The organism is Halomonas elongata (assembly GCF_029081005.1).
In the GTDB taxonomy this organism is placed as follows: Bacteria; Pseudomonadota; Gammaproteobacteria; order Pseudomonadales; family Halomonadaceae; genus Halomonas; species Halomonas elongata_B.
Genome location: NZ_JAJQTQ010000037.1, coordinates 26,613 through 33,863 on the forward strand (window position 1 = coordinate 26,613; position 7,251 = coordinate 33,863).

Consider the following 7,251-nt stretch of genomic DNA (forward strand, 5'->3'; position numbering starts at 1 on the left):
GGCCGACAGGGCCCGCAGCAGCGGGCCCTGTTTGTTCTGCATGATCACTCCTGTGGCTTTCTCGTGACGACTGGTCGGACCTTGGCTGGGAGGGTGGGCCGCCACGTTTTCCTGACGTCATGCCGGTTCGACATGCGGCCTTGGCGTTTCAGTGAAGGCAAACGCGGCTTACCTTGGTGGGGTGGCTCTTGGTAGACTTCACGATCAACCAACGGGCGCGTTTTCGCCAGCAACGTCGCAGGAGGCCAGGCCACGCGTGAGCGATACGCCAACGACTGCCGAGGGTGAGGCGAATGTCGAGCATGATGTCGAGAACAGTGCGACGGTGCTCGGTCGACTGTTCGACGAGCCGATCACCCAGCTGCCGGAGGATCTCTACATCCCGCCGGAGGCGTTGCGTGTCTTTCTCGAGACCTTCGAGGGACCGCTGGACCTGCTGCTCTATCTGATCCGTCGCCAGAATCTGGATATCCTGGCCATCAACGTGGCGACCATCACCCATCAGTACATCGAGTACGTGGAGTTGATGAAGGCCATGGAAATCGAACTGGCCGGCGAGTATCTGCTGATGGCGGCGATGTTGGCCGAGATCAAGTCGCGAACCCTGCTGCCGCGTCCTCCCAGGGAGGGCGATGAGGAGGACGAGGAGGACCCTCGCGCCGAGCTGATTCGTCGCTTGCAGGAGTACGAACGGCTCAAGAACGCCGCCGAGTCGCTGGCCGATCTGCCACGCCTCGGGCGGGACTGGTTTCCGGCGCGAGCGGCGCTGCCGCCGCTCGAGTCCCGGGTGATCCATCCCGATGTGGAGCTCGACGAATTGCTGGGTGCCCTGGCCGGGATATTGCGCCGGGCGGAACTCAATCAGTCTCACCAGATCAGTCGTGAGGTGCTCTCCACCCGTGAGCGCATGCTGGCGATCATGGAACGGTTGAGTCATGAACACCACACGCCCTTCGAGTCGTTGTTCAATCTCGAGGAAGGACGTGCCGGTGTGGTTGTCACCTTCATGGCGATTCTCGAACTGGCCAAGGAAACCTTGATCGAGATCGTGCAGAATGCGCCGCTGTCGCCGATTCATGTGCGCGCACGTGCCGAGATCGAGGCGGAGGAGGGCGAAGAAGACTTCGAGGAGGAAGGCGACCTGGGCGAGAGCCCCTTCGCGATGCAGGACGAGGATGGGAGCGAACCGGCATGACCGCCATGGAGTATCCCGAGGCCCTGGACGATATTCTCGAGGCCGCCTTGCTGGCGGCCGGAGAGCCCCTGTCGCTGGAGCGTCTCGAGGCGCTGTTCGATGATCACGAGCGACCGCCGCGCCGCGCTCTGCGCGAGTCGCTGGCGCGCGTCGAGGGTCGCCATGAGCGCGGTGCCATGGAGCTGCTCGAGACTGCCACGGGTTACCAGCTGCGCATTCGGCCGAGGCTGTCGTCATGGGTGTCGCGGCTGTGGGATGAGCGCCCTCAGCGCTATTCGCGGGCGCTGCTGGAGACCCTGGCGATGATCGCCTACCGACAGCCGGTGACTCGCGCCGACATCGAGGAGGTACGCGGTGTCTCGGTGAGCGGCTCCATCATGCGCACCCTGGTCGATCGGGGGTGGGTGAGGGTCGTGGGGCACCGTGATGTTCCCGGTCGTCCGGCGGTCTATGCCACCACGCGGTCCTTTCTCGACGACTTCGGCCTCAAGACCCTCGACGAATTGCCGCCGATGCATGAACTCAAGAATTTCGGCGAGGAGGCGTCGCATCAGGACGAGGCACCGCCGCCGCCTCAGCAGGATGTGCTGGCGCAGGCGGATGAATCGCTTGACGCGCCCGAAGAGGGCCATGACCCCGAAAGAGAAAGTGAGCTCGAGGGCCAGAGCGAGCACGGTTCCGAGGAAGAGGTTAGGGAGACGGCCGGCCCCGAACATGAAGCCGCGCCGGCCCAGGCCGGTGAACCGTTGGCCGGGACGGCCGACGAGGACGAGACACACGCCGGGACGGCGTCCGAGCGGACGAGTCCGAGCTTCGCCGATATCGAGGCTCGGCTGTCCGAACGTGCCCGTGGCCGCGTCGACGATGACGCTGCCCCGGGGACGGAATCCACGACAAGTGAGATAGACGACTGATGAGTAACACCAGCGAAAAACTGCAGAAGGTCCTGGCCCGGGCGGGCCTGGGATCGCGCCGTGAAATGGAAACCGCCATCGCCGATGGGCGGGTCAAGGTCAACGGGCAGGTAGCGACCCTGGGCGATCGGATCGAGCTGCGCGACAAGGTCGCCTTCGATGACCGGCCCGTGACCCTGCGCGGGGCCGATGAGGTGCCTCGTCGGGTGATCATGTACAGCAAGCCGGAGGGCGAACTGTGCACGCGCAAGGACCCGGAAGGGCGTCGCACGGTCTTCGACCGCCTGCCGCGCCTCAAGGGCGAGCGCTGGATTGCCATCGGCCGGCTGGACATCAATACCAGCGGGCTGCTGCTCTTCACCACCGACGGCGAGCTGGCCAACCGGTTGATGCATCCCGCCACCCAGATCGAGCGCGAATACGCCGTGCGCGTGATGGGCGAGGTGACGATGAGCCAGATCAAGGCGATGGTCGAAGGCGTGATGCTCGATGATGGTCCGGCGCGTTTCACCGATGTGCAGGAGTTCGGCGGCGAGGGCATCAATACCTGGTTCCATGTGGTCATCATGGAAGGTCGCAACCGCGAGGTGCGCCGACTCTGGGAGTCCCAGAACCTTACCGTCAGCCGCCTCAAGCGCGTGCGCTATGGCAACATTTTCCTCGATAAGCGGGCCAAGGCGGGGGAATGGGTCGAGCTCGGTCAGGACGAGATCGACGATCTGGCGAGTCAGGCGGGACTCCCGTCGCGCAAGGTGCCGGAGCTGACGCCCGACGAGAAGAACCGCTGGAGCCGCGACAAGAACAAGCGGCGACCGGTACAGGGCATGCGCAAGCCCAGGGGTCGGGGGCGCTGAGAAGCCGGCGATAAAAAAAGCACTTGCCAGCGACCGGCCTCATCCGTATTATGTGCACCCGTTCGGCAAGGGTCGTTAGCTCAGTTGGTAGAGCAGTTGGCTTTTAACCAATTGGTCGTAGGTTCGAATCCTACACGACCCACCATCCGAACCCGTATTGGCCATCGTGGCCATGCAGGGTCGTTAGCTCAGTTGGTAGAGCAGTTGGCTTTTAACCAATTGGTCGTAGGTTCGAATCCTACACGACCCACCAGATATCGCGCCCCCGTCTCGCTTCGAGTCGGGGGCGTTTTCGTTGGTCGGCTCGTGGAATCGCGACGGCTCGGCCCCGGGCGATATCGCGATCTGCGCTGAGCCTGTTGCCGGCCAGTCGAGCTTGCAACCCGGGCGTGTCGGCGTCATTATCGAAGGACGTCATTTTTCTTGCACCGGTGATCGCGGAGAGCGAGTCGGTCGCAAGCGGCGCGGGTCGACCACAGCGATAGACGCAATGGTTGACCCTCTGGTGTGTCGAGCCGTGCGGAGCGCACGAGTCCCGGCACCTGGTGTAATGCAGGGGGAGCCCCTGCCGGTCAAAGTGGTAGACACGATGACGATCATGACTTCCCGTGCCGAGCTGCGCGAACAGCTGGCACGTAGCTATTGCCCTACCCGCATTCCCGCCGAGGACGAAGCGCGCGTCGAGGAGATCAAGCGACTGCTCGAGGCCAACAATGCCGTTCTGGTGGCCCACTACTACACCGACGATGCCATCCAGCAATTGGCTGAGGAGACGGGCGGCTGTGTCGCCGATTCCCTGGAGATGGCACGCTTTGGCGCCCGCCACGAGGCCGACACCCTGGTGGTGGCCGGTGTGCGCTTCATGGGCGAGACGGCCAAGATCCTCTCGCCGGAGAAGCGCGTGCTGATGCCGACCCTCGAGGCAACCTGTTCGCTGGATATCGGCTGCCCGGCCGATGAGTTCGCGGCCTTCTGCGATGCGCATCCGGATCGCACCGTGGTGGTCTACGCCAATACCTCGGCGGCGGTGAAGGCGCGTGCCGATTGGGTCGTGACGTCGTCCATCGCCGTGGACGTGATCGAACACCTGCAGGCGCGTGGCGAGAAGATCCTGTGGGCGCCGGACAAGCACCTGGGCGGTTACATCCAGCGCAAGACCGGTGCCGACATGCTGCTCTGGGACGGTGCCTGCATCGTCCATGAGGAGTTCAAGGCCAAGGGTGTCGAGGACCTCAAGGGGCTGTATCCCGACGCAGCGGTCCTCGTGCACCCGGAATCGCCGGCCTCGGTGGTCGAGCTGGCCGACGTCGCCGGTTCCACCTCCCAGTTGATCAAGGCCGCCAAGGAGTTGTCCCAGCAGGAACTGATCGTGGCCACCGATCGGGGCATCTTCTTCAAGATGCAGCAGGCGGTACCGGAAAAGACCCTCTTCGAGGCACCCACTGCCGGCGATGGCGCTACCTGCAAGAGCTGCGCCCACTGCCCGTGGATGGCCATGAACGCTCTGGACAACCTGGCCGGCGCCCTGCGCCATGCAAGCGGCGAAATCTTCGTCGACGAGGCGTTGCGACAGCGCGCGCTCAAGCCGTTGGAACGCATGCTCAACTTCAATGCTTGAGCTACGAGCTACGAGCTACGAGCTACGAGCTACGAGCTACGAGCTACGAGCTGGGTTTTCGGGTTTCGCATCTCGCATCTCGCTGCTCGTATGCTTTGGGTTTCGAGCCACGAGCCGTGAACAACGGCTCGAGAATGCAGGGGCTGGGGGGCAGGCTAGACCGCATGTCTGCCGTCAGCGCCGGGCTTGTGATACCTTGTCGCGATCATCTGGACCTGGATTGCCAAGGACTACATGGACGCACAAGCCAAGATCATTGATCGTCTCGCCGAGGAACTCGGCGTTCGCGCGCCCCAGGTGGCGGCCACCGTGGAGCTGCTCGATGGCGGTGCCACCGTTCCCTTCGTCGCTCGCTATCGTAAGGAAGCGACCGGGGGGCTGGACGACACCCAACTACGACAGCTCGAAGAACGCCTGGGCTATCTGCGCGAACTGGAAGAGCGCCGCGAGACGGTGCTGGCCAGCATCGACGAGCAAGGCAAGCTGACCGAGGCACTGGCCGCGAGCATCCGCGCTGCCGATACCAAGCAGCGTCTGGAAGACCTCTACCTGCCGTATCGCAAGAAGCGTCGCACCAAGGCACAGATCGCCCGTGAGGCCGGCCTGGAGCCCCTGGCGGAGTCGCTGCTCGCCGACCCGACCCTGTCCCCCGAAGAGCAGGCCGCCGGCTATCTGCGTGCAGCGGACGGCGATATCCCGGCCATCGAGGATGCCAAGTCGGCACTGGACGGTGCCAAGCAGATCCTCATGGAGCGTTTCGCCGAGGATCCCGAACTGGTGGGCCAACTGCGCGAGCGGCTGTGGAGCGAAGGCATGCTCAGTGCTCGGCTGATCGACGGCAAGGAGCGCGAAGGCGCCAAGTTCTCCGATTACTTCGAACATGACGAGGCCATCGCCAAGGTGCCCTCGCACCGAGCCCTGGCCATGTTCCGTGGTCGCAACGAGGGCGTGCTGTCGCTGGTCATCCGCCTGCCGGGCGAGGAAGAGGCCGCCGTGCATCCGGCTCAGGTGGCCATCGCCAGGCACTTCGAGATTCGTGATCAAGGGCGTGCCGCCGACCGCTGGCTCGCCGAAGTGGTGCGCTGGACTTGGCGGGTCAAGCTCTATACCCACCTCGAGACCGAATTGATGGGACGCCTGCGCGAACGCGCCGAAGCCGAGGCCATCGGTGTCTTTGCCGCCAACCTCAAGGATCTGCTGCTGGCGGCGCCGGCCGGTGCCAAGGCGACGCTGGCCATCGACCCGGGCCTGCGCACCGGCTGCAAGGTGGCCGTGGTCAGTGCCACCGGTCAGTTCCTGGGCCAGTCGACCATCTTCCCTCATGCGCCACGCCATCAGTGGAACGAGTCTCTGGCCGAACTGGCCCGGCTGGTGGACGCTCACGATGTGGCCCTGATCGCCGTGGGCAATGGTACTGCCAGCCGCGAGACCGACAAGCTGGCGGGCGAACTGGTCAAGGCCATGGCCGGGACGCGTCGGCTCTCCAAGGTGATGGTCAGCGAGGCCGGCGCCTCGGTCTATTCGGCGTCGGAATACGCTTCCCGCGAACTGCCGGATCTCGATGTGACCGTTCGCGGCGCCGTGTCGATCGCGCGCCGCCTGCAGGATCCGCTGGCCGAACTGGTCAAGATCGAGCCCAAGTCCATCGGTGTCGGCCAGTACCAGCATGATGTCTCCCAGGTGCAGCTCTCGCGCAGCCTGGAGACCGTGATCGAGGACTGCGTCAACGCCGTGGGGGTGGACCTCAATACCGCTTCCTCGGCCCTGCTGTCGCGGGTAGCCGGTCTCAACGCCGGGCTGGCCGAGAACATCGTGTCCCGCCGCGACGCCGAAGGCGCCTTCCGCTCGCGTCGCCAGTTGCTGGACGTCAGCCGCCTCGGCCCCAAGACCTTCGAGCAGTGCGCCGGCTTCCTGCGGATCATGGATAGCGACAACCCACTGGACGCCAGTGCGGTTCACCCCGAGGCCTATCCACTGGTCGAGCGTATCGCCAGTCGCAGTGGCCGCGAACTGGCCGGCTTGATCGGCGACAGTTCGACCCTCAAGTCGCTCAAGGCTTCCGACTTCGCCGACGAGCGCTTCGGCGTGCCCACCGTCAGCGATATCTTCAAGGAGCTGGACAAGCCCGGCCGAGATCCGCGTCCCGAATTCCGTGCCGCCGAGTTCCGCGAGGGGGTGGAAACCCTCAAGGATCTGGAGCCCGGCATGGTGCTGGAAGGCAGCGTGACCAACGTCACTCACTTCGGCGCCTTCGTCGATATCGGCGTCCACCAGGATGGCCTGGTGCATATCTCGGCATTGTCCACCAAGTTCGTCGAGGATCCCCGCTCGGTCGTCAAGGCCGGTGATATCGTCAAGGTCAAGGTCATGAGCGTGGACCTTGAACGCTCGCGTATCGGCCTGACCATGCGTCTCGACGACCAGCCGGGCGAGGCCGAGGACGACAGGCCGCGCAAGGGGGGCGAGTCCCGAGGGCGTGGCAAGCCTCCTCGCAAGGGAGGGGGCAAGTCGAAAGGGCAAGGTGCTCAGGGCGAAGAGCAGCTCGGTAGCCTGGGGGCGGCATTGCTCAAGGCCAAGCACGATAGCTAGTATGCCGAGCTACGAGCTACGAGCTACGAGCTACGAGCTACGAGCTACGAGCTACGAGCTACGAGCTACGAGCTACGAGCT

5 protein-coding genes and 2 tRNA genes are annotated in these 7,251 nt (G+C 64.4%); all 7 read left to right on the top strand.

The features are described 5' to 3' along the window. Positions 1–256 precede the first annotated feature (256 nt). The 7 genes from LU493_RS18150 to LU493_RS18180 all read left to right on the top strand — a co-directional run bounded on the left by LU493_RS18150 (position 257) and on the right by LU493_RS18180 (position 7,170). Positions 257–1,195, top strand: a complete 939-nt coding sequence (locus LU493_RS18150; protein WP_275289214.1) for a segregation and condensation protein A — start codon at positions 257–259, stop codon at positions 1,193–1,195. Next, a complete protein-coding gene (scpB, locus tag LU493_RS18155; protein ID WP_275289215.1) occupies positions 1,192–2,109 on the top strand; it encodes an SMC-Scp complex subunit ScpB in 918 nt (305 codons plus the stop codon). The genes LU493_RS18150 and scpB overlap by 4 nt, the downstream gene beginning before the upstream one ends. Then, positions 2,109–2,963, top strand: coding sequence for a 23S rRNA pseudouridine(2605) synthase RluB (gene rluB, locus LU493_RS18160; protein WP_275289216.1), 855 nt, complete (start codon positions 2,109–2,111; stop codon positions 2,961–2,963). The genes scpB and rluB overlap by 1 nt, the downstream gene beginning before the upstream one ends. A 69-nt stretch (positions 2,964–3,032) precedes the next feature. Further along, positions 3,033–3,108, top strand: a tRNA-Lys gene (locus LU493_RS18165). A gap of 32 nt (positions 3,109–3,140) precedes the next feature. Further along, positions 3,141–3,216: transfer RNA gene (locus LU493_RS18170), tRNA-Lys, on the top strand. A 336-nt stretch (positions 3,217–3,552) separates the two neighbouring features. Further along, a complete protein-coding gene (gene nadA, locus LU493_RS18175; RefSeq protein WP_275289217.1) occupies positions 3,553–4,581 on the top strand; it encodes a quinolinate synthase NadA in 1,029 nt (342 codons plus the stop codon). Between the two features lie 234 nt (positions 4,582–4,815). After that, positions 4,816–7,170 (top strand): Tex family protein, encoded by a 2,355-nt coding sequence (locus LU493_RS18180; RefSeq protein ID WP_275289218.1) that lies wholly within the window; start codon positions 4,816–4,818, stop codon positions 7,168–7,170. Positions 7,171–7,251: the final 81 nt, after the last annotated feature.